General features: G+C 65.7%; 20 protein-coding genes. 10 read left to right on the forward strand and 10 right to left on the reverse strand.

The features are described 5' to 3' along the window. Nucleotides 1-60: 60 nt before the first annotated feature. Nucleotides 61-282: a DUF6116 family protein gene (locus AC06E7_RS18225; RefSeq protein WP_068853007.1), complete on the forward strand. Its 222-nt coding sequence runs from the start codon at nucleotides 61-63 to the stop codon at nucleotides 280-282. Then, a complete protein-coding gene (locus AC06E7_RS18230) occupies nucleotides 279-1,043 on the forward strand; it encodes a TatD family hydrolase (RefSeq protein WP_478065540.1) in 765 nt (254 codons plus the stop codon). The genes AC06E7_RS18225 and AC06E7_RS18230 overlap by 4 nt, the downstream gene beginning before the upstream one ends. A 62-nt stretch (nucleotides 1,044-1,105) precedes the next feature. On the opposite strand, the gene AC06E7_RS18235 is transcribed toward AC06E7_RS18230, so the two are convergent. After that, the gene (locus tag AC06E7_RS18235) at nucleotides 1,106-1,897 is read right to left on the reverse strand and encodes a tRNA threonylcarbamoyladenosine dehydratase (RefSeq protein WP_210130602.1); all 792 of its coding nucleotides are present in this window, start codon (nucleotides 1,895-1,897) and stop codon (nucleotides 1,106-1,108) included. Nucleotides 1,898-1,991: 94 nt separating this feature from the next. Here AC06E7_RS18235 and AC06E7_RS18240 point away from each other — a divergent pair, with 94 nt between their 5' ends. Together AC06E7_RS18240 and AC06E7_RS18245 are read left to right on the forward strand one after the other, a co-directional pair. After that, on the forward strand, nucleotides 1,992-2,429 hold the full coding sequence (locus tag AC06E7_RS18240; protein ID WP_478065541.1) for a hypothetical protein: 438 nt from the start codon (nucleotides 1,992-1,994) through the stop codon (nucleotides 2,427-2,429). 121 nt (nucleotides 2,430-2,550) lie between these two features. Further along, complete coding sequence (locus AC06E7_RS18245) at nucleotides 2,551-3,045, forward strand: glycine zipper 2TM domain-containing protein (protein ID WP_068853017.1); 495 nt, start codon at nucleotides 2,551-2,553, stop codon at nucleotides 3,043-3,045. 85 nt (nucleotides 3,046-3,130) lie between these two features. On the opposite strand, the gene AC06E7_RS18250 is transcribed toward AC06E7_RS18245, so the two are convergent. Further along, nucleotides 3,131-3,334: a cold-shock protein gene (locus AC06E7_RS18250; protein WP_184126650.1), complete on the reverse strand. Its 204-nt coding sequence runs from the start codon at nucleotides 3,332-3,334 to the stop codon at nucleotides 3,131-3,133. 230 nt (nucleotides 3,335-3,564) lie between these two features. On the opposite strand from AC06E7_RS18250, the gene AC06E7_RS18255 reads away from it, so the two are divergent. Continuing rightward, nucleotides 3,565-4,050 carry a DUF456 domain-containing protein gene (locus AC06E7_RS18255; RefSeq protein WP_354276877.1) on the forward strand — a complete coding sequence of 162 codons (486 nt, stop codon included), beginning with the start codon at nucleotides 3,565-3,567 and terminating at the stop codon, nucleotides 4,048-4,050. A gap of 140 nt (nucleotides 4,051-4,190) precedes the next feature. Continuing rightward, on the forward strand, nucleotides 4,191-5,348 hold the full coding sequence (locus AC06E7_RS18260; protein WP_320457263.1) for a phospholipase A: 1,158 nt from the start codon (nucleotides 4,191-4,193) through the stop codon (nucleotides 5,346-5,348). Between the two features lie 45 nt (nucleotides 5,349-5,393). On the opposite strand, the gene AC06E7_RS18265 is transcribed toward AC06E7_RS18260, so the two are convergent. Continuing rightward, nucleotides 5,394-6,029, reverse strand: coding sequence for a glutathione S-transferase family protein (locus tag AC06E7_RS18265; RefSeq protein ID WP_419403133.1), 636 nt, complete (start codon nucleotides 6,027-6,029; stop codon nucleotides 5,394-5,396). A gap of 89 nt (nucleotides 6,030-6,118) precedes the next feature. Then, a complete protein-coding gene (locus tag AC06E7_RS18270) occupies nucleotides 6,119-7,636 on the reverse strand; it encodes a fumarate hydratase (RefSeq protein ID WP_068853024.1) in 1,518 nt (505 codons plus the stop codon). Between the two features lie 190 nt (nucleotides 7,637-7,826). Between AC06E7_RS18270 and AC06E7_RS18275 the strand changes: the two genes are divergently transcribed. Beyond that, nucleotides 7,827-9,698 (forward strand): ABC transporter ATP-binding protein, encoded by a 1,872-nt coding sequence (locus AC06E7_RS18275; protein WP_068853025.1) that lies wholly within the window; start codon nucleotides 7,827-7,829, stop codon nucleotides 9,696-9,698. Between the two features lie 71 nt (nucleotides 9,699-9,769). Next, nucleotides 9,770-10,549, forward strand: coding sequence for a ferredoxin--NADP reductase (locus tag AC06E7_RS18280; RefSeq protein WP_478065542.1), 780 nt, complete (start codon nucleotides 9,770-9,772; stop codon nucleotides 10,547-10,549). 105 nt (nucleotides 10,550-10,654) lie between these two features. Here AC06E7_RS18280 and AC06E7_RS18285 read toward each other — a convergent pair whose 3' ends face one another. Continuing rightward, nucleotides 10,655-11,137 carry a glutathione peroxidase gene (locus AC06E7_RS18285; protein ID WP_478065543.1) on the reverse strand — a complete coding sequence of 161 codons (483 nt, stop codon included), beginning with the start codon at nucleotides 11,135-11,137 and terminating at the stop codon, nucleotides 10,655-10,657. Nucleotides 11,138-11,261: 124 nt separating this feature from the next. Here AC06E7_RS18285 and AC06E7_RS18290 point away from each other — a divergent pair, with 124 nt between their 5' ends. After that, on the forward strand, nucleotides 11,262-13,427 hold the full coding sequence (locus AC06E7_RS18290; RefSeq protein ID WP_478065544.1) for a M3 family metallopeptidase: 2,166 nt from the start codon (nucleotides 11,262-11,264) through the stop codon (nucleotides 13,425-13,427). 140 nt (nucleotides 13,428-13,567) lie between these two features. Here the strand turns inward: AC06E7_RS18290 and cfa are convergent, their stop codons facing one another. The 3 genes from cfa to AC06E7_RS18305 form a co-directional block, all read right to left on the reverse strand. Beyond that, nucleotides 13,568-14,686, reverse strand: coding sequence for a cyclopropane fatty acyl phospholipid synthase (gene cfa, locus AC06E7_RS18295; protein ID WP_478065546.1), 1,119 nt, complete (start codon nucleotides 14,684-14,686; stop codon nucleotides 13,568-13,570). A gap of 13 nt (nucleotides 14,687-14,699) precedes the next feature. Continuing rightward, on the reverse strand, nucleotides 14,700-15,560 hold the full coding sequence (locus tag AC06E7_RS18300; protein ID WP_320457268.1) for a DUF3298 and DUF4163 domain-containing protein: 861 nt from the start codon (nucleotides 15,558-15,560) through the stop codon (nucleotides 14,700-14,702). Nucleotides 15,561-15,621: 61 nt separating this feature from the next. After that, nucleotides 15,622-15,921, reverse strand: a complete 300-nt coding sequence (locus tag AC06E7_RS18305; RefSeq protein WP_336443317.1) for a GNAT family N-acetyltransferase — start codon at nucleotides 15,919-15,921, stop codon at nucleotides 15,622-15,624. Nucleotides 15,922-16,133: 212 nt separating this feature from the next. Here AC06E7_RS18305 and AC06E7_RS18310 point away from each other — a divergent pair, with 212 nt between their 5' ends. Continuing rightward, nucleotides 16,134-16,310: a hypothetical protein gene (locus AC06E7_RS18310; RefSeq protein ID WP_184126639.1), complete on the forward strand. Its 177-nt coding sequence runs from the start codon at nucleotides 16,134-16,136 to the stop codon at nucleotides 16,308-16,310. An 82-nt stretch (nucleotides 16,311-16,392) separates the two neighbouring features. Here the strand turns inward: AC06E7_RS18310 and AC06E7_RS18315 are convergent, their stop codons facing one another. Together AC06E7_RS18315 and AC06E7_RS18320 are read right to left on the reverse strand one after the other, a co-directional pair. Beyond that, nucleotides 16,393-17,016, reverse strand: coding sequence for a rhomboid family intramembrane serine protease (locus AC06E7_RS18315; protein WP_095362777.1), 624 nt, complete (start codon nucleotides 17,014-17,016; stop codon nucleotides 16,393-16,395). Between the two features lie 8 nt (nucleotides 17,017-17,024). Beyond that, nucleotides 17,025-18,587: a POT-type proton-dependent oligopeptide transporter gene (locus AC06E7_RS18320; RefSeq protein ID WP_478065548.1), complete on the reverse strand. Its 1,563-nt coding sequence runs from the start codon at nucleotides 18,585-18,587 to the stop codon at nucleotides 17,025-17,027. Nucleotides 18,588-18,628 lie beyond the last annotated feature (41 nt).

Raw genomic sequence — 18,628 nt, forward strand, 5'->3', positions numbered from 1 at the left:
TCAGGTTCTGTCGTCGCAGGGCTCGTGATAGCGTTTACACCACTTGTCGAGGAGAGTGCGATGCCCGGTCCCCTGCTGCTACCCGTCATGAAATGGGCGCGCGGACTGCGTTACCCCACGCTGTTCAAGATCACCGCCGCGCTGTTCGCCGTAACGCTGTTCATTCCAGACCCGATTCCGTTCGTGGATGAAATCCTGTTCGGGCTGGGCACGCTGCTGTTGGCCAACTGGAAGCGCCGCAGCGATACCCTGCCGCCGCGCCTGGACCGGCGCGACGCGTGAGCCTGATCGACAGCCACTGCCACCTGGACGCGGACGAATTCGACCACGACCGCGCCCAGGTGATTGCGCGCGCGCAGGCGGCAGGTGTTCGAACACAGGTGGTGCCGGCGGTGACCGCCGCCAGCTGGCCCAAGCTGCGTGAGACCTGCCAGCTGGCCGACGGGCTGTATCCGGCATATGGGCTGCACCCCATGTTCCTGGACCAGCATCGCCCGGAGCACCTGGACCAGCTGCGCGAGTGGATCGCCCGCGAGCAGCCGTGTGCGGTGGGCGAATGCGGACTGGATTTCTTCGTGGAAGGCCTGGATGCCGACCGGCAGCAGTTTTACTTCGACGGGCAGTTGCGGATCGCGCGCGAGTTCGACCTGCCGGTGATCGTGCATGCCCGGCGCGCGGTGGATGCGGTGATCGCGGCAATCAAACAGGTCGGCGGATTACGTGGCGTGATCCACAGCTTCCCGGGCAGCCCGGAACAGGCCGCGCAGCTGCACAAACTCGGTTTCCTGGTCGGCTTGGGCGGTCCGCTGACCTATGACCGTGCCCAGCGCCTGCAGCGACTGGTGGCGCAGCTGCCGCTGGAGCAGCTGCTGCTGGAAACCGATGCGCCGGACCAGCCGGACGCCGGCATCCGCGGCGAGCGCAATGAGCCGGCACGATTGACGGTGATTGCGGAAACCGTCGCGAAGTTGCGCGGCGAGCCGGTCGAGGCGATTGCAGAGCAGACCATGGCAAACGCACGCAGGCTGTTCGGCCTAACGTAGCGACACGCCACGAGTGTCCCACGCACTGCGTCATCGTCCGGATGGACACGCATGGCGTGTCCCTACGGCCTTTTCTTCAGCAGCATCTCCAACGCCTTGCCCACCGCCGCGAACGCGAACGCACCGGTGATATGCGTGGCCGCGCCCAGCCCGGCGCCGCAGTCCAGCTTCAACGCGGCATCGGCACCCAGTTGCGGGCGCACGCCGCACACGCTGCCATCGGCCTGCGGGTACTTCACGTTCTCCAGCGAGTACACCGCCGGTACGCCGAAGTAGCGCGAGGCGTTCTTCGGGAAGTTGAAATCGCTGCGCAGCTTCTTGCGGATCAGGGCCAGCATGGCGTCGTGCTCGGTGCGCGAGACGTCACGGATGCGCACCAGGGTCGGGTCGGTACGACCACCGGCCGCGCCCACGGTGAGGATGGGCAGCTTGCGGCGGCGGCACCAGGCAATGGTTTCCACCTTGACCCGGAAGCTGTCGCAGGCGTCGATGACCAGGTCGAAGTCGCGGTCGAGCAGCTCGACCATGTTCGACACGGTCAGGAACGAGGCAACCGCATCAACGCTGATGTCCGGGTTGATCGCCACGCAGCGCTCGGCCATCGCCTCGGCCTTGTTGCGCCCGTACTGCCCGGCCAGCGCCGGCAGCTGGCGGTTGGTGTTGGACACGCAGATGTCGTCGGCGTCGATCAGGGTCAGGTGCCCCACCGCCGTGCGCGCCAGCGCTTCCACCACCCACGAGCCCACCCCGCCCATGCCGACCACCGCCACCCGGCGCTGCGACAGCTGGTCCACGGTGCCCACCCCATACAACCGGTCGATGCCGGCAAAGCGTTCGCGCAATACGTCGTTCATGCCGCCCATTTTAGACGGCCCGGCGCCCGCCACGTACGGTCGTGATGCGGCCAGCGGTAGGATGCAGCGAGCCACCCACAAGGAAGCCACCCGCATGAATGCCCCCGTCCCCACCCGCCGCCCGTCCGCCGCTTACCGCTATCTGTTTGTCGCAGGCCTGGGGCTGGTGATCGGCCTGGTCGCCACGGTGATGGTGTCCCGCGCGATCCAGGCCCGCCAGGACCCGTTCCCCGGCAGCCTGATGCACGTGATGGAGCGCCAGGTGGCGCTGTTGCGCGATGCGCAGGCGCAGAACCGCTGCAGCCTGGCCGACAGCGTGCCGCGCCTGCAGACGCTGCGCTCGCTGTCCAACGACCTGGACCTTGCGTTCCCCGACCTGAAGGACAGTGCGCAGTTCCAGCAGCACGCCAGCGGTCTGCGCGCCACGCTCAACACCGCGCTGGCGGCGCCGCCGACCGACTGCGTGGCCATGTGCCAGCTGGTCGAAAAGATCCAGACCGACTGCAAGGCCTGCCACCAGGATTTCCGCTGATTCATCTGGCAGCCACGAAGCGGTGGCCGGATTGGCACCCTGTTCACGCGGGACAGGACAGGATCTGCGCCATGCGCCCCAGACGCATTCACGACCACCCCTTCTGGCCAGGAGAACCACCATGAAGATCCAACTCATTGCTGCCGCCGCCGTCGCTACCGTCGCGCTGGCCGGCTGTGCCACCACCTCGCCTGGCTACGGCGGCGGCTACAACAACAACGGCTACAACAACGGCTATAACAACAGCGGCAACTACAACACCAACCGCTGCGCCGATTGCGGCATCGTGACCCGCATCAACCAGGTGGCCTCCGGCCGCACCGCCCCCAGCGCCACTGGCGCGATCCTGGGTGGCCTGGTCGGCGCCGTGGCCGGCCATGAGATCTCCGACCACACCGGCGGCAGCAAGGGCAACCAGAACATCGCCGCCGCTGCGGGCGCGGTGGGCGGTGCGCTTGCCGGCAACCAGATCCAGAAGAACGTGACCAGCGATACCTTCGACATCACCGTGCGCATGGACGACGGCCGCACCGTGGTGGTGAACCAGCGTGACCTCGGCGGGATCCGCGAGAACACCTACGTACGCGTGGTCAACGGTCGCGTGGTGCTGCGCTGACCCACTGCACCGCTGCAGCGTGAAAGCAAAGGGCCCGCTTGCGCGGGCCCTTTCCATGTTCCGATCAGACCGGAGCAGTGCGCGCTTAGAGCGGGCGCACCTTGTCGGCCTGCAGGCCCTTCTGGCCCTGGGTCACTTCAAACTCGACCGCTTGGCCTTCCTTGAGGCTCTTGAAGCCTTGGGATTCGATTGCACGGAAGTGTACGAACACGTCCTCACCGCTTTCACGGCTGATGAAACCGAAGCCCTTCGCGTCATTGAACCACTTGACGGTGCCCTTCTCTGCCATCTTCCTTACTCCCTGACTGACTTGTAGTTGGTTACGCCTTGTGGGCGGCTGACAAGCAAGGGGGAAGCGAGGTGCATCGATGGAGCGGATCGGAAGATCTACCATCATCAGGCCACGATCCACGGTGACCTTGCCAAGCTCAGCGTCTGCAACTTAACCCGGGCAAAATGAAAAAGCAACTGGCTTATTTCACGTATGTCAACCCCAAATAGACAACCATACTGGACAGCATGGACCCTTCATTCATCTTTTACCTGATCGCCGTGGTGCTGGTCCTTGTCGGTATCGCCGGCATCATCCTGCCCGCCCTGCCCGGGATCCCGCTGGTCTTCGCCGGTCTGCTGGTGGCGGCCTGGGGCGACGGCTTCGTGCATGTGGGCTGGGTACCGCTGACAGTGCTAGGCCTGCTGACGCTGACCTCCTTCGCCGTGGACGTGTTGGCCACGGTAGTGGGCGCCAAGCGGGTCGGGGCCAGCCGCAAGGCGCTGTGGGGTACGTTCATCGGCAGCATCGTCGGCTTGTTCTTCATGCCGATCGGCCTGTTCGCCGGACCACTGGCCGGCGCACTGCTCGGCGAGTACTGGCATACGCGCGAACTGGGCCGGTCCACCAAGGTGGGGTTGGCCACCTGGCTGGGCATCCTGCTGGGGTTCGCACTCAAGCTGGCGCTGGTGATCGCGATGCTGGGCATCTTCGCGTTCGCCTGGTTCTTCTGAGCCCGGCCAGCTTCACGTTGCGCGCACGGGGGACACCGGCATAAACGCGCTGATCCCGTCAGTGCGTCGCGTTGCGCTGGCGGGAACGTCGGGCAGCCGCCACACTGTCCGCGCTCCCCTCCATTCATCGGCCCGCCTCCATGACCCACCGCCCTCGTTCGGCCCTGTTCTCTGCCTTGGCGCTGGCCAGCGCCAGCCTGCCGCTGGCCGCCCAGGAAGCCGCGCCGACGCCGGCATCGCCTGAAGCCTGCGCGCTGGTAGGCACCGACGTGGCCCGCCTGGCCTGCTACGACAAGCTGTTCCGGCCCACGGTGGAAACCACCCAGGCGGCCGATGCCGCTGCCACCGCCGCCAAGCAGGAGCGTCGCGAAGAGCGCCAGGCGGCGCGTACGCCCGATGCCCCGCCCACCGAACGGGTCAAGCAGCGGCTGGGCGAGGTGTTCAAGAACGATGGCCATGATTCCGCGCTGGCCAATGCCGGCAAGGGTTCGCTGCTGGACAGCCGCTGGGAACTGGCGCAGGACTCCAAGCTGGGGGCGTTCCAGCTGCGCGCCTACAAGCCGGTGTACCTGCTGCCCGCGTTCTGGACCAGCGACAAGAACCAGATGCCGCACTCGCCCAACCCGGACAACACGGTGACCACGCCACAGCAGCTGGACAGCAACGAGCTGAAGTTCCAGCTGAGCTTCAAGACCAAGGTCTGGGAGAACGTGTTCGGCGACAACGGCGACATCTGGGCAGGGTATACCCAGAGCTCGCGCTGGCAGGCCTACAACGCCGACAACTCGCGCCCGTTCCGCGAAACCAATTACGAGCCGGAGATCATGATGGTCTTCCGCAACGGCTATTCCATCGGCGGCTGGCGCGGGCGCATGAGCGGGCTCAGCCTCACCCACATGTCCAACGGCCGCGCCGACCCGCTGTCGCGCAGCTGGAACCGGGTGATCGCCAACATCGGCCTGGACCGCGAAAACTGGGCGCTGGTGCTGCGCCCGTGGTACCGCCTGCCCGAAGACCGCGAAGACGACAACAACCCGGACATCGAGGATTACATGGGCCGCGGCGACGCGACCCTGACCTGGAACCGCAACGGCCACGAAGTTTCGCTGATGGCGCGGCATTCACTGCGCGGTGGCGACCGTTCGCACGGGGCGGTGCAGCTGGATTACGGCTTCCCGATCAGCAACCTGCTGCGCGGGCATGTGCAGATCTTCGATGGGTACGGCGAAAGCATGATCGATTACAACCACAAGGCGACCTACATCGGCCTGGGTGTGTCGTTGCTGGAGTGGTACTGACGCTGCGCCGCAGCCACGCCGGGCGCGGCGCGGCGCTACGCGGTATCACCGCCAGTCGGTGATGCCTTCGCGGCGGTAGGCTTCGGCGAACGCCGGGCGCGCTTTGATGCGCTCTGCGTAGGCCTTCAATTCCGGCCAGGTATCGCTGGGGCGCGGCATGTTGCGTGACCAGCGCATCAGCATCACCAGCATGAAATCGACCACGCTGATGCGTTCGCCCAGCACGTACGGTCCCGCCTGCTGCAGGTGCTCGGCGAACCGTGCCCACCCCGCTTCCAGCTGCTGGCGCGCGCCCTCGCGTACCGCGTCCACGTTGTCCGCACCGGCCACTTCATCGGCATAGAACCACGCGCGATACGCCGGCTGCAGGGTGTTGGCGCACCAGAACATCCACCGGTAGGCCTGCGCACGCTCGGGCGACCCCGGCGCCGGCAGCAGCCCCGCCTGCGGGTGCAGGTCGGCCAGGTGCAGGGCGATCGCCGCCGCTTCGGTCAGGACCTGGCTGCCCATCACCAGCGTGGGCACGCGACCGGCCGGGTTGAGGGCCAGGTAATCGGCCGATTTCTGCTCGCGGGTATCGAAATCGAGCAGCACCAGTTTGTGCTCGATGCCCAGTTCGATCAGCAGCCAATGCACCACCAGCGAGGCGGTGCTGGAGGATCCGTACAACGTGGTGGCCATGCGCGGGACCTGCGGTTGGGAAGGCCCTGATTATGCGCGCGCCGGTAGAACCAACAACGGCGCCCAGAAGCGCCGTTGTTCAAGAAGCATCAGGCCACGACCACCGGGATCCTGCCGATCTTCGCCTGCCATTCGCGCGGGCCGGTGATGTGCACCGATTCACCCGTGGAATCCACCGCCACGGTCACCGGCATGTCCTGCACGGTGAATTCGTAGATCGCTTCCATGCCCAGGTCGGCAAAGCCGACCACCTTGGCCGCCTTGATCGCCTTGGACACCAGGTAGGCAGAACCGCCCACCGCCATCAGGTACGCCGACTTGTTGTCACGGATCGCCTCGATCGCGGCCGGGCCGCGCTCGGCCTTGCCGACCATGCCCAGCAGGCCGGTCTGTTCCAGCACCTGGCGGGTGAACTTGTCCATGCGGGTGGCGGTGGTCGGGCCGGCCGGGCCCACCACTTCCTCGCGCACCGGATCGACCGGACCCACGTAATAGATGAAGCGGCCCTTGAGGTCGACCGGCAGCGGCTCGCCCTTGTTGAGCATGTCCACCATGCGCTTGTGCGCGGCATCGCGGCCGGTGAGCAGCTTGCCGTTGAGCAGCAGGGTCTGGCCCGGCTTCCAGCTGGCCACGTCTTCCGGGGTGATGGTATCCAGGTCGACGCGGGTGCCCTTGGAGGCGTCGTAGGTGATCTGCGGCCAGTCTTCCAGCGACGGCGGGTCCAGCATCACCGGGCCGCTGCCGTCCAGGGTGAAGTGGGCGTGGCGGGTGGCGGCGCAGTTGGGGATCATCGCCACCGGCAGGTTGGCCGCGTGGGTCGGGAAGTCCTTGACCTTGATGTCCAGCACCGTGGTCAGGCCGCCCAGGCCCTGTGCGCCGATGCCCAGTGCGTTGACCTTGTCATACAGCTCCAGGCGCAGTTCTTCGGCGCGGTTGGAGGCGCCACGGGCCTTGAGTTCGTTGATGTCGATCGGCTCCATCAGCGATTCCTTGGCCAGCAGCATCGCCTTTTCAGCAGTGCCACCGATGCCGATGCCGAGCATGCCTGGCGGGCACCAGCCGGCGCCCATGGTCGGCACGGTCTTGAGCACCCAGTCCACGATGGAGTCGGACGGGTTGAGCATGGCGAACTTGCTCTTGGCTTCCGAACCGCCGCCCTTGGCCGCCACGATCACGTCCACGGTGTCGCCCGGCACGATCTTCATGTTGACCACGCCCGGGGTGTTGTCCTTCGTATTGACGCGCTTGCCGGCCGGATCGGCCAGCACCGAGGCGCGCAGCTTGTTGTCCGGGTGGTTGTACGCGCGGCGCACGCCTTCATTGGCCATGTCTTCCAGGCTCATGGTGGCGTCGTCCCAGCGCACGTTCATGCCCACTTCCAGGAACACGGTGACGATGCCGGTGTCCTGGCAGATCGGCCGATGGCCTTCGGCGCACATGCGGGAATTGATCAGGATCTGGGCCATCGCTTCCTTCGCGGCCGGCGACTCTTCGCGCTCGTAGGCGGCGGTGAGGCTCTTGATGTAGTCGACCGGGTGGTAGTACGAGATGTACTGCAGCGCGTCGGCGATGGACTGGATGAGGTCTTCCTGCTTGATCGATGTCACGTAATGCTCGCTTGCTCGGGGCTGGCGGGGGTAAGCCCACCATTTTAGCGCCCCGGCCCGGCGGTGGTGGGAATCACTCCCGACAACTGCGCCGGGCCCTGTCACAGCAGGCAATCCGGGCCCGTCATAGGATGACGCCCCCCTTTGGTAAACAACCGGGCTTCACGGCGATCGCAGGCACAATGGGGCCATGCCCGCCTCCCCCGCCGCCGGCGCTTCCGGCCCGAAGAATCCCAGCCTGCGCGAACGCTTCCAGGCGATGCGCAACCTGCCCCCGTTCCTGCGCCAGGTCTGGCAGACCAGCCCGGCACTGGCCAGCGCCAGCCTGGGGCTGCGCGTCATCCGCGCGTTGCTGCCGGTGGCGATGCTGTACGTGGGCAAGCTCATCATCGATGCGGCGCTGCTGCTGAGCCGGCACGAGGCCGGCTTCCCGCCGTTCGATGAAGCGCTGTACAGCGGCCTGCTCAATCCCCTGCTGGGCCTGCTGGCGCTGGAATTCGGCCTGGCCATCGCCTCGGACCTGCTCGGCCGCATCGTCAGCTACGCCGACACCCTGCTCTCGGAGCTGTTCACCAACGTCACCAGCGTGCGCCTGATGGAACACGCGGCGGAGTTGGACCTGGAGGACTTCGAGGACCCGGACCTGCAGGACAAGCTGGACCGCGCCCGGCGCCAGACCATGGGCCGGATGAACCTGATGAGCCAGTTGTTCGGCCAGGTCCAGGACGCCATCACCGTGGCCAGCCTGGCGGTGGGCCTGCTGGTCTACGCGCCGTGGTTGATCCTGCTGTTGGGCGTGGCACTGGTGCCGGCGTTCATCGGCGAATCGCACTTCAACGCGGCCGGCTACAGCCTCAACTTCCAGTGGACCCCCGAGCGCCGCCAGCTGGACTACCTGCGCCAGATCGGTGCCAGCGTGGAAACCGCCAAGGAGGTGAAGATCTTCAACCTCCACCGGTTCCTGATCGACCGCTACCGGTTCCTGGCCGACAAGTTCTTCCGCGCCAACCGCGCGCTGGCGCGCAAACGCGCGTTCTGGGGCACCCTGCTGGCCGCCCTGGGCACGCTCGGCTACTACACCGCCTATGCCTACATCGCCTGGCGCACGGTGCGCGGCGACTTCTCCATCGGCGACCTGACCTTCCTGGCCGGCAGCTTCCTGCGCCTGCGCCAGCTGCTGGAAGGCCTGCTGATCGGCTTTTCGCAGGTGGCCAGCCAGGCGCTGTACCTGGACGATCTGTTTTCGTTCTTCCAGATCCAGCCGGAAATCCATTCGCGCCCCGACGCGGTGCCGGTGCCGCAGCCGATCACCCAGGGCTTCGTGTTCGAGAACGTGGGCTTCCAGTATCCCGACGCGGAAAGCTGGGCGGTGCGCCATCTGGATTTCGAGCTGCGCGCGGGCGAAGTGCTGGCCCTGGTCGGCGAGAACGGCGCCGGCAAGACCACGCTGGTGAAGCTGCTGGCACGGCTGTACGACCCGGACGAAGGCCGCATCCTGCTCGACGGCCGCGACCTGCGCGACTACGACCTGGACGACCTGCGCGCCAACATGGGGGTGATCTTCCAGGACTTCGTACGCTACAACCTCAGTGCCGGCGAGAACATCGGGGTGGGCCTGGTCGAAGCGATGACCGACGATGCGCGCATCCGCGACGCCGCGCGCCGTGGCATGGCCGAAGATGTGATTGCCGGGCTGCCGCAGGGCTACGAGCAGCTGATCGGGCGCCGCTTCAAGCAGGGCGTGGACCTGTCCGGCGGCCAGTGGCAGAAGATCGCCATCGCCCGCGCCTACATGCGCGATGCGCAGGTGATGATCCTGGACGAACCCACTGCCGCGCTGGATGCGCGCGCCGAATTCGAGGTGTTCCAGCGCTTCAAGGAGCTGTCCGACAACCGCACCGCCGTCCTGATCTCGCACCGGTTCTCCTCGGTGCGCATGGCCGACCGGATCCTGGTGCTGGCCGGTGGGCGGATCGAGGCCAGTGGCACCCACGCCCAGCTGATGGCGCAGGGAGGCCGCTACGCCGAGCTGTTCGAACTGCAGGCGGCGGGATATCGCTGAACGGGGTTCAATGAGAATTTATCTCATTTGAGATAAACTGGGCGGGACAACACAGATCAGACCCCCTCCCCATGTCTTCCGCTTTCGGCGCCGAAACGGTGCTTGAGGTCCGTCACTGGACCGACGCCTACTTCAGCTTCACCACGACCCGCGACAGCGGTTTCCGCTTCGAGAACGGCCAGTTCGTGATGATCGGCCTGGAAACCGAAGCACGGCCGCTGCTGCGCGCGTATTCCATCGCCAGCGCGAACTGGGAAGAGAACCTGGAATTCTTCAGCATCAAGGTCCAGGACGGCCCGCTGACCTCTCGCCTGCAGCACATCAAACCGGGCGACAAGGTGCTGGTCGGCAAGAAGCCCACCGGCACCCTGCTGATCAGCGACCTGCACCCGGGCAAGCACCTGTACCTGCTGGGCACCGGCACCGGCCTGGCGCCGTGGCTGTCGGTGATCAAGGACCCGGAAACCTACGAGCGCTTCGACAAGGTGATCCTGACCCACGGCGTGCGCTACGAAAAGGACCTGGCCTACCGCGAGCTGTTCGAGAAGGAACTGCGCGAGCATGAGTTCCTGGGCGATATGATCGGCGACAAGCTGCTGTACTACCCGGCGGTGACCCGCGAACCGTTCCCGAACCAGGGTCGGCTGACCTCGCTGATGGAAAGCGGCGAGATGCAGCGCACCCTGGGCCTGCCCGAACTGAGCCCGGAAAACGACCGCGCCATGATCTGCGGCAGCCCGCAGATGCTGGCCGACCTGCGCAGCGTGCTGGACGCCCGTGGCTTCCAGACTTCGCCGCGGATCGGTACGCCCGGTCACTACGTCTTCGAGCGCGCGTTCGTCGAAAAGTAACCGCTGCGGCATGCGCCGGACGCATCGCGTGGGACACGCATGGCGTGTCGCTACGCCTGTTCGCCGGTCACGAATCCGTAGGGACACGCCATGCGTGTCCAGCAGTCACCCCAGCGCAGCCTGGATATCGCCGCGCAGATTTTCCGGTTTGTCCGTGGGGGCATAGCGTTCGAGCACCTTGCCATCACGGCTGACCAGGAACTTGCTGAAGTTCCATTTGATCGCGCCGATGCCCAGCAACCCGGACTTCTCGGCCTTGAGCCATTTCCACAGCGGGTGCGCGCCATCCCCGTTGACCTCGATCTTCTCCGAGAGCGGGAAGTCCACCCCATAGGTCAGCGAGCAGAAACTGCGGATCTCGTCCGCGTTGCCGGGTTCCTGACGGCCGAACTGATCGCACGGGAAGCCGATCACCACCAGGCCCTGGTCGCGATACTCCCGCCATACCTCCTCCAGGCCCTCGTACTGGGGCGTGAAGCCGCACTTGCTGGCCACGTTCACCAGCAGCAGCGCCTTGCCACGGTACTGGCCAAGGTCCTGCTGCTGGCCGTCCAGGTCCACGAACGAGAAATCGAAGGCGGTGGTCATGGTCATGCTCCAGGGAGGGGTGTGGCCATTGTATCGATGCGACCACCGCACATGCCTTTCGACACAAGCCCCCACCCCTCACCCCGGGTTAACCTCGGGCACTTGTCTGACCGGAGATTACCCCTTGACCACCCGCCTTGCCCTTGCCGTCGCCGTGACCCTCGGCCTTGCCCTGCCCGCCTATTCCGCCGTTGCCGCCGCGCCTGCGGCCAACGCTGCCCAGCAGGCCAACCCGTTCTTCGCCGACAGCACCCTGCCGCTGCACTACCCGCAGTTCGACAAGATCAAGGACAGCGACTTCGCCCCCGCCTTCGATGCCGGCATGGCCCAGCAGCTGAAGGAAGTGGAAGCCATCGCCAACAACAAGGCCAAGCCGACCTTCGACAACACCCTGATCGCCCTGGAAAAGAGCGGTGACACCCTCGACCGTGCGACCACCGTGTTCTTCAGCCTGGTCGGCGCCGATACCAACGATGCGCGCAAGAAGCTGCAGGCCGACTACTCGGCAAAGTTCGCCGCGCATAGCGATGCGATCGCGCTGAACGGCAAGCTGTTCGCCCGCATCCAGGCCCTGTATGACACCCGCACCCAGCTCGGCCTGGACGCCGAAGGCGTGCGCCTGGTCGAGAAGTACTACGAGAGCTACGTGCGCGCCGGCGCCAAGCTCAATGACGCCGACAAGACCAAGCTCAAGGAAATGAACGCCGAGCTGGCCAACCTGGGCACCAAGTTCAGCCAGAACGTGCAGAACGAAGTGAACGCCTCGGCCGTGATCGTTGACGACGTCAAGCAGCTGGACGGCCTGTCGGCCGAACAGATCGCTGCCGCCTCCGAAGCGGCCAAAGCCCGCAAGCTGGACGGCAAGTACGTCATCGCCCTGCTCAACACCACCGGCCAGCCGCCGCTGACCAACCTGGCCAACCGCGACCTGCGCAAGAAGATCTACGATGCCTCGGTCACCCGTGGCAGCCGCGGTGGCGAGTTCGACAACACCGGGCTGGTCGCGCGCATCATGCAGCTGCGCGCCGACAAGGCCAAGCTGATGGGCTTCGAGAACTTCGCCGCCTACAACCTGACCAACCAGACCGCCAAGACCCCCGAAGCGGTCAACGCCATGCTCGGCCAGCTCGCCCCGGCTGCGGTCGCCAATGCCAAGCGCGAAGCGGCCGACCTGCAGGCGATGATCGACAAGGAACAGAAGGCCGCCGGCAAGAAGAGCTTCCAGCTCGAGGCATGGGACTGGGCCTACTACAGCGAGAAGGTGCGCCAGGCCAAGTACAACTTCGACGAATCCCAGCTCAAGCCGTACTTCGAGCTGAAGAACGTGCTGGAAAACGGCGTGTTCTTCGCCGCCAACCAGGAATACGGCCTGACCTTCAAGCAGCGCACCGACCTGCCGGTCTACCACGACGACGTGACCGTCTACGACGTGTTCGACGCCGATGGCAGCCAGCTGGCGATCTTCATCTTCGACCCGTACGCACGCGCGTCCAAGCGTGGCGGTGCGTGGATGAACTCCTATGTGTCGCAGTCCAAGCTGACCGGCTTCAAGCCGGTGGTGGCCAACCACCTCAACATTCCCAAGCCGCCGGCCGGCCAGCCGACCCTGCTGACCTGGGATGAAGTGACCACCACCTTCCACGAATTCGGCCACGCCCTGCACGGCATGTTCTCGAACGTGAAGTACCCCTACTTCTCGGGCACCTCGGTGCCGCGTGACTTCGTCGAGTTCCCCTCGCAGGTCAACGAGATGTGGTCGGACAACCCGCTCATCCTGAAGAACTACGCCAAGCACTACCAGAACGGCACCGCGATGCCGCAGGCGCTGCTGGACAAGGTGATCGCCGCGGCCAAGTTCAACCAGGGCTTTGCCACCACCGAGTACCTGGGTGCCGCCATGCTGGACCAGCGCTGGCACCAGATCGGCCCGGACCAGGTGCCGGCCGCCAAGGACGTGATGGCCTTCGAGCGCGCGGCGCTGGAGAAGGACGGCATCTACTACGCGCCGGTGCCGCCGCGCTACAAGACCCCGTACTTCAGCCACATCATGGGCGGCTACTCGGCCGGCTATTACGCCTACATCTGGTCGGAAGTGCTGGACGCCAACACCCAGAAGTGGTTCCGCGACAACGGCGGCCTGAGCCGCAAGAACGGCGACCATTTCCGCGCCACCCTGCTCTCCAAGGGCGGCAGCGTGGACGCGATGCAGCTGTTCCGCGATTTCGCCGGCCACGAACCGCAGATCGAGCCGCTGCTGGAAAAGCGTGGGCTGGTTCCGGAAAAGAAGTAACGCGCCTGCAAGTCAGAACCGCCCGGCACATGCCGGGCGGTTTTTTTTCTGCGTCAGGTTCATCGCGGACACGCATGGCGTGCCCCTACGTAGCGACATGCCATGCATGTCCTTGGCCATGCCACACCGTTCGCGTGTGATCACCTCGGTGCGACATACCCGCCCGGAACGCCGTTCGGCGACAGCACCAGCTGCCACAACTGGGCGTGCCGGCAGCGGAAGCTGGCCATCGAGCCGGCCAGGTAGAACCGCCACATGCGCTTGAAGCGTTCGTCGTAGCGTTGCGGGTCCAGCCGTGACCAAGCCGCCTCCACGTTGCTGCGCCAGGCCTGCAGCGTGCGGTCGTAGTCGGCGCCGAAACTGTGCCAGTCCTCCAGCACGAACAGGCCTTCATAGGCGGCAGTGATCTGCGCCGCCGACGGCAGCATCGAGTTGGGGAAGATGTAGCGCGCGATCCACGGATCGGTGCGGTGGCGCGAGAGATTGCTGCCGATGCTGTGCAGCAGGAACAACCCGTCCGCTGCCAGGCAACGCCGCGCCATCTCGAAATAGCTTCGGTAGTTCTTGTCGCCCACGTGCTCGAACATGCCTACCGACAGGATCGCGTCAAAGGTCTCGTCGACATCGTGGTAGTCCTGCAGACGGATCTCGATCGGCAGCCCGGCGCACAGCTCACGTGCGTACTCGGCCTGCTCCTGCGAGATGGTGATGCCCACGCCGGAGACGCCGTAGCGTTCGGCGGCGAACTTCAGGGCCTCGCCCCAGCCGCAGCCGATGTCGAGCACGCGTTGGCCCGGGCGCAGCCGGAGCTTTCGGCAGATCAGGTCGAGTTTGGCTTCCTGCGCGGTGTCCAGATCGTCCGCGCCCGCCCAGTACCCACAGCTGTAAACCAGCCGCTTGCCCAGCATCGCGCCGTAAAGATCGTTGCCCAGATCGTAATGGCGACGGCCCACCTCGAGGTTGCCGCCGCCGGACTGCAGGTTGAACAGCCGCGCCTTGAGCGCGTCACCCAGTTCGCGCCAGCCGTGCACGCGTTCGTCCAGGTGCGCCTGCATCAGGTGCAGCAGGAACCCGTCCAGCGATTCCGCGTCCCATTGCCCGTCCATGTAGCTTTCGCCCAAGCCGAGCGACCCGTGCGCGATCACGCGCGCGTAGAAGTGCGGGTCGTGCACCTGGATGTCGTGCGGACGCTCACCGTCAACGGTGACGTCCGCCTCGTGCAGCAACTCGATGACCCGTCGTTGCAGCCCCACGTCCACGCTCCGCCCCCTTTTAGCCCTTGGCGAAAAGCCCGGCGTAGGCCGGGGCTACGTGCGGTGCCAGCACGGCGGCGGGCACGTCCACGGTCTGGGTGCCATCCGAGTACGGGCCCACCTGGTACGGCGGGAACACGAACCGCACCGCGGTGATCAGCCCATTGGGGTCGGTCATCGGCTGGAACTGGCTGAAATTCTCGGCGCTGGCCCCGGTGCCGTCGGCAATCATGCGGCTGGCGCTGCGCAGCGATTCCTGCAGCTGGCCCGGGTCCATGTCCTCGCTGCTCAGCCGGGTCGCCACGCGCTCCTTGAGCTGGTCGGCGATGTAGTCGCTGACCACGCCCCAGCCCTTGGTATCGGCAATCAGCTTGTCGGCGGTGAGCATGGTCTGCGTTTCCGGCAGCCACACAAAACGCGCCACCAGCGGTTCGCCATGGGCACCGCCGGTATAACGGCTGCCGTCGGCGCTGATCACCACCAGCTGCGGGGTCTCCAGCACCTTTTCGAAACTCAGCGACAGCTCGTAGGGCATGGTCGGCTTGTCGTTGCCCAGGCCGTCCACGGCCTGCTGCAGTTCAGCGCGCGCCGCCGTGGCGTAGTCCGACAGCGCCTTGGCCAGCCCGGGGAAGCGGTTCACGTCCTGCGGGTAGCTGATGCCCACCACCGCCTGCGGGGTGTTTTCAATGACGTCACGCAGCTCCAGCGGCGCCTCGACGGCGGCCTGCGGCGCGGTGGCATCCGGCTGTGCGGTGGTGGTGTCGGTTGCCGGTGCGACAGCGGTATCCGCCTCGCGCTTGCAGCCGGCCAGCAGCACCAGCCCCACGGCCAACGCCAGCGCGCCGGTACGCAGCGCGCGGCGGTTTCCTGCGATGTTCATTGCAATCCCCTTGTTGAAACCCAGCATGATGATCCTTCGTCCGTGAAAAAAACTGTGCCTGCTACGCCAGCAGGTCGTCGTACTCGGTGTGCCGTTGGAAGAACTGCTCGGCGTAGGCACACGCCGGCACCACCTTGTACTTGTTGTCGCGCGCGTAGCGCAGGGCGACCTTGGTCAGCTCCCCGGCGATGCCGCGGCCGGCAATGGCCTCGGGCACCTCGGTATGGGTGATGACCATCCGCTTCCGCTTGATCTGGTAATCCAGCAGCGCCAGGTACCCCTGGATCCGGGCCTGGAACCGGTGGCGGGCCAGATCGTGCTCCACCTCGTACGCCAATCCGGGCGGGGTGACCGAAGCCATGGGCGGTGTCTCCTGCGGCGACTGTCGCGATAGTGCGCAGCGTAGCGCCATGATCGCGTGAAGCCTGAACAGGGGCAACAGGCGACGCATTTGGTCACATAAGGTCCTAAAGTCCGCCCGATTCAAGCCGATATCGGTTTCGGACAGGCCGCAAAAGCTGGCACGCGTTTTGCGACACCTGTCTGCCCCATCCGTGTCCCAAGGAGTGTCACATGGACCATGCACCCGACTTCACCCAGCCCGGCGACGCCGACAGCTCGCTGCTGGAAGGCCTGTTCCAGCTGGCCCTGAATGGTCAGACCCAGGGGTCGGAATTCGACCTGATCGACCACGAGGTCTACGCCCGCCTGCTCAGCACCTACGGTACCGACCAGCGTTTCGCTGCTTGATGGAGCGTCACGACCAACGGTCGTGACCTACCGGGGCAGCACCGGGGTAGGTCACGACCGTTGGTCGTGACCGCTTCCCGCTTCAGCCGCCCAGGCTGAAGCGCGGGTTGCTCAACTCGCGCAGGAAGTGGTCGAAGATCGCCGGGCGCATCGCCAGCATGAAAATCACGCCGAACGCGGCACCGGCCAGGTGCGCGCTGTGGTTGATGCGGTCACCGCCCTTGCGGTCCATCCAGATGCTGTAGCCGACGTAGAACGCGGCATAGATGATCGCCGGCGCCGGGATGAAGAACACGAAGATGATGCTCCACGGGCTGATCAGGATGAAGGCGAACAGCACCGCCGACACCGCGCCCGACGCGCCCAGGCTCATGTAGTTCGGGTTCTTCTGGTTCTTCAGGTAGCTGGGCAGGATCGACACCACCAGCGCACCCAGGTAGAACGCCGGGTACGTGAGGTAACTGCCGGTGAGGTTGACCATCACCGACTCGATCTGGCCGCCGAAGAAGAACAGCGTGATCATGTTGAACGCCAGGTGCGCCAGGTCCGCGTGGATGAACCCGTAGGTCACCAGGCGGTCGTACTGGCGCTTGCGGTCCACCGCCGGCGGCCACAGGATCAGGCGGTCGGCCAGCGCGCGGTTCTTGAACGCCATCCAGGAGACAAGAACGGTGATGGCGATCAGCAGCAGGTTGACGGGGGTCATGGCGGTACTCAGGCAGCGCGGTAGTTGTCGACCATACGATAGCGCTTGGCATACCAACCGAAGGCCAACGCCGCCACGAAGGCGAAGCCAGCGAAGAAGAACATCAGGAACGCGGCCTCGCTGAGCCCGGTACTGGCGATCTGGTGGGTCACCGTGTCGTTGCGCACCGCCGCGTTGGACAGCAGCACCCACAGGTTGCCGATGGTGGTGGTGAGGTTCCAGAAGCTCATCACCACGCCCTTCATCGCCTGCGGCGCCTGGCTGTAGGCGAACTCCAGGCCGGTTGCCGAGACCAGCACCTCACCGAAGGTGAGCAGCGCATACGGCAGCATCTGCCAGAAGATGGACATGACGTTGCCGCCATCCATCATCACCTGGATGCCGCCGACCACGATCCAGGCCAGGCCGCTGAAGGCAATGCCGGCGGTCATCCGGCGCAGCGCGGTCGGCTCGAAGCCGAACCGGCGCAGGGCCGGGTACAGCACCAGGTTGTTGAACGGAATCAGGATCATCACCAGCAGCGGGTTCAGCGCCTGCATCTGCGAGGCGGTGAACCAGGACGGCATGGCCATCTGCTGGCCCTGCAGCACCCAGGTGGACGCTTTCTGGTCGAACAGCGAGAAGAACGGCGTGGTCAGCGCGAATATCACCAGCACGCGCAGTACCGAACGCACGCCCTCCACGGCCTCGGCCGGGTGCACCGCGCGGGCGCGGTCGAGCTGGATCCAGGTGCCGCCGCCCACGCCGGCCAGCAGCAGCACCAGCGCGATGCACAGGCAGATCACGATGCCCAGGCTGCCGACCAGACCCATCGAGGCCACCGCCAGTACCGCGCCCAGGATGGCCAGGGTAAGACCCGGACGGCCCTTGCCGGGCACCTGCGCGGTCAGCGCGGTACGCACCACGTTGCCGAACGAATGCGGGTCCTTGGGCGGCAGCGGCACCAGCACGTAGCGCTTGCGGCCCAGCCAGAACACGAAGGTGGCCACGAACATCAGGATGCCGGGGATGCCGAACGCCCACTGCGGGCCCAGGTTCTTCAGCGCCAGCGGGATCAGCAGCGAGGCGAACAGCGAGCCGAAATTGATGATCCAGTAGAACGCGTCGAAGACGATCTTGGCCAGGTGCTTGTTGCTCTGGTCGAACTGGTCGCCCATGAACGAGGCCACCAGCGGCTTGATGCCGCCGGCACCCAGCGCGATCAGGCCCAGGCCCAGGAAGAAGCCTTCGCGGCTGTTCTCGAACAGCGCCAGGCACGCGTGGCCGGCGCAGTAGATCAGGCTGAACCAGAGGATGGTGTGGTACTTGCCGAAGAACTTGTCGGCCAGCCAGCCGCCCAGCAGCGGGAAGAAGTACACGCCGATCATGAAGCTGTGCATGATGTCCTTGGCCTCGCCGGCCCGGCCATCGGCCGTGATCTCCTGCAGCAGCAGCGAGGTGATCAGGAACTGCACCAGGATGTTGCGCATCCCATAAAAGCTGAACCGCTCGCAGGCCTCATTGCCGATGATGTACGGAATCTGGCGCGGCATGCTTCCCTTGCCAGCGCTGGCGGCTGCGGTCGTGCTCATTCTATGGGGCTGTCCTGCGGGTTCAAAGGGCGCAAGGTTAC

Source organism: Stenotrophomonas sp. Steno-Z4, from assembly GCF_056393145.1.

Coding starts and splice junctions, on each gene's coding strand:
- AC06E7_RS18225 (WP_068853007.1), top strand. CDS start 61: ATGCCCGGTCCCCTGCTGCTACCCGTCATGAAATGGGCGCGCGGACTG.
- AC06E7_RS18235 (WP_210130602.1), bottom strand. CDS start 1,897: ATGAACGACGTATTGCGCGAACGCTTTGCCGGCATCGACCGGTTGTAT.
- AC06E7_RS18240 (WP_478065541.1), top strand. CDS start 1,992: ATGAATGCCCCCGTCCCCACCCGCCGCCCGTCCGCCGCTTACCGCTAT.
- AC06E7_RS18245 (WP_068853017.1), top strand. CDS start 2,551: ATGAAGATCCAACTCATTGCTGCCGCCGCCGTCGCTACCGTCGCGCTG.
- AC06E7_RS18250 (WP_184126650.1), bottom strand. CDS start 3,334: ATGGCAGAGAAGGGCACCGTCAAGTGGTTCAATGACGCGAAGGGCTTC.
- AC06E7_RS18255 (WP_354276877.1), top strand. CDS start 3,565: ATGGACCCTTCATTCATCTTTTACCTGATCGCCGTGGTGCTGGTCCTT.
- AC06E7_RS18260 (WP_320457263.1), top strand. CDS start 4,191: ATGACCCACCGCCCTCGTTCGGCCCTGTTCTCTGCCTTGGCGCTGGCC.
- AC06E7_RS18265 (WP_419403133.1), bottom strand. CDS start 6,029: ATGGCCACCACGTTGTACGGATCCTCCAGCACCGCCTCGCTGGTGGTG.
- AC06E7_RS18275 (WP_068853025.1), top strand. CDS start 7,827: ATGCCCGCCTCCCCCGCCGCCGGCGCTTCCGGCCCGAAGAATCCCAGC.
- AC06E7_RS18280 (WP_478065542.1), top strand. CDS start 9,770: ATGTCTTCCGCTTTCGGCGCCGAAACGGTGCTTGAGGTCCGTCACTGG.
- AC06E7_RS18285 (WP_478065543.1), bottom strand. CDS start 11,137: ATGACCACCGCCTTCGATTTCTCGTTCGTGGACCTGGACGGCCAGCAG.
- AC06E7_RS18300 (WP_320457268.1), bottom strand. CDS start 15,560: ATGAACATCGCAGGAAACCGCCGCGCGCTGCGTACCGGCGCGCTGGCG.
- AC06E7_RS18305 (WP_336443317.1), bottom strand. CDS start 15,921: ATGGCTTCGGTCACCCCGCCCGGATTGGCGTACGAGGTGGAGCACGAT.
- AC06E7_RS18310 (WP_184126639.1), top strand. CDS start 16,134: ATGGACCATGCACCCGACTTCACCCAGCCCGGCGACGCCGACAGCTCG.
- AC06E7_RS18315 (WP_095362777.1), bottom strand. CDS start 17,016: ATGACCCCCGTCAACCTGCTGCTGATCGCCATCACCGTTCTTGTCTCC.
- AC06E7_RS18320 (WP_478065548.1), bottom strand. CDS start 18,587: ATGAGCACGACCGCAGCCGCCAGCGCTGGCAAGGGAAGCATGCCGCGC.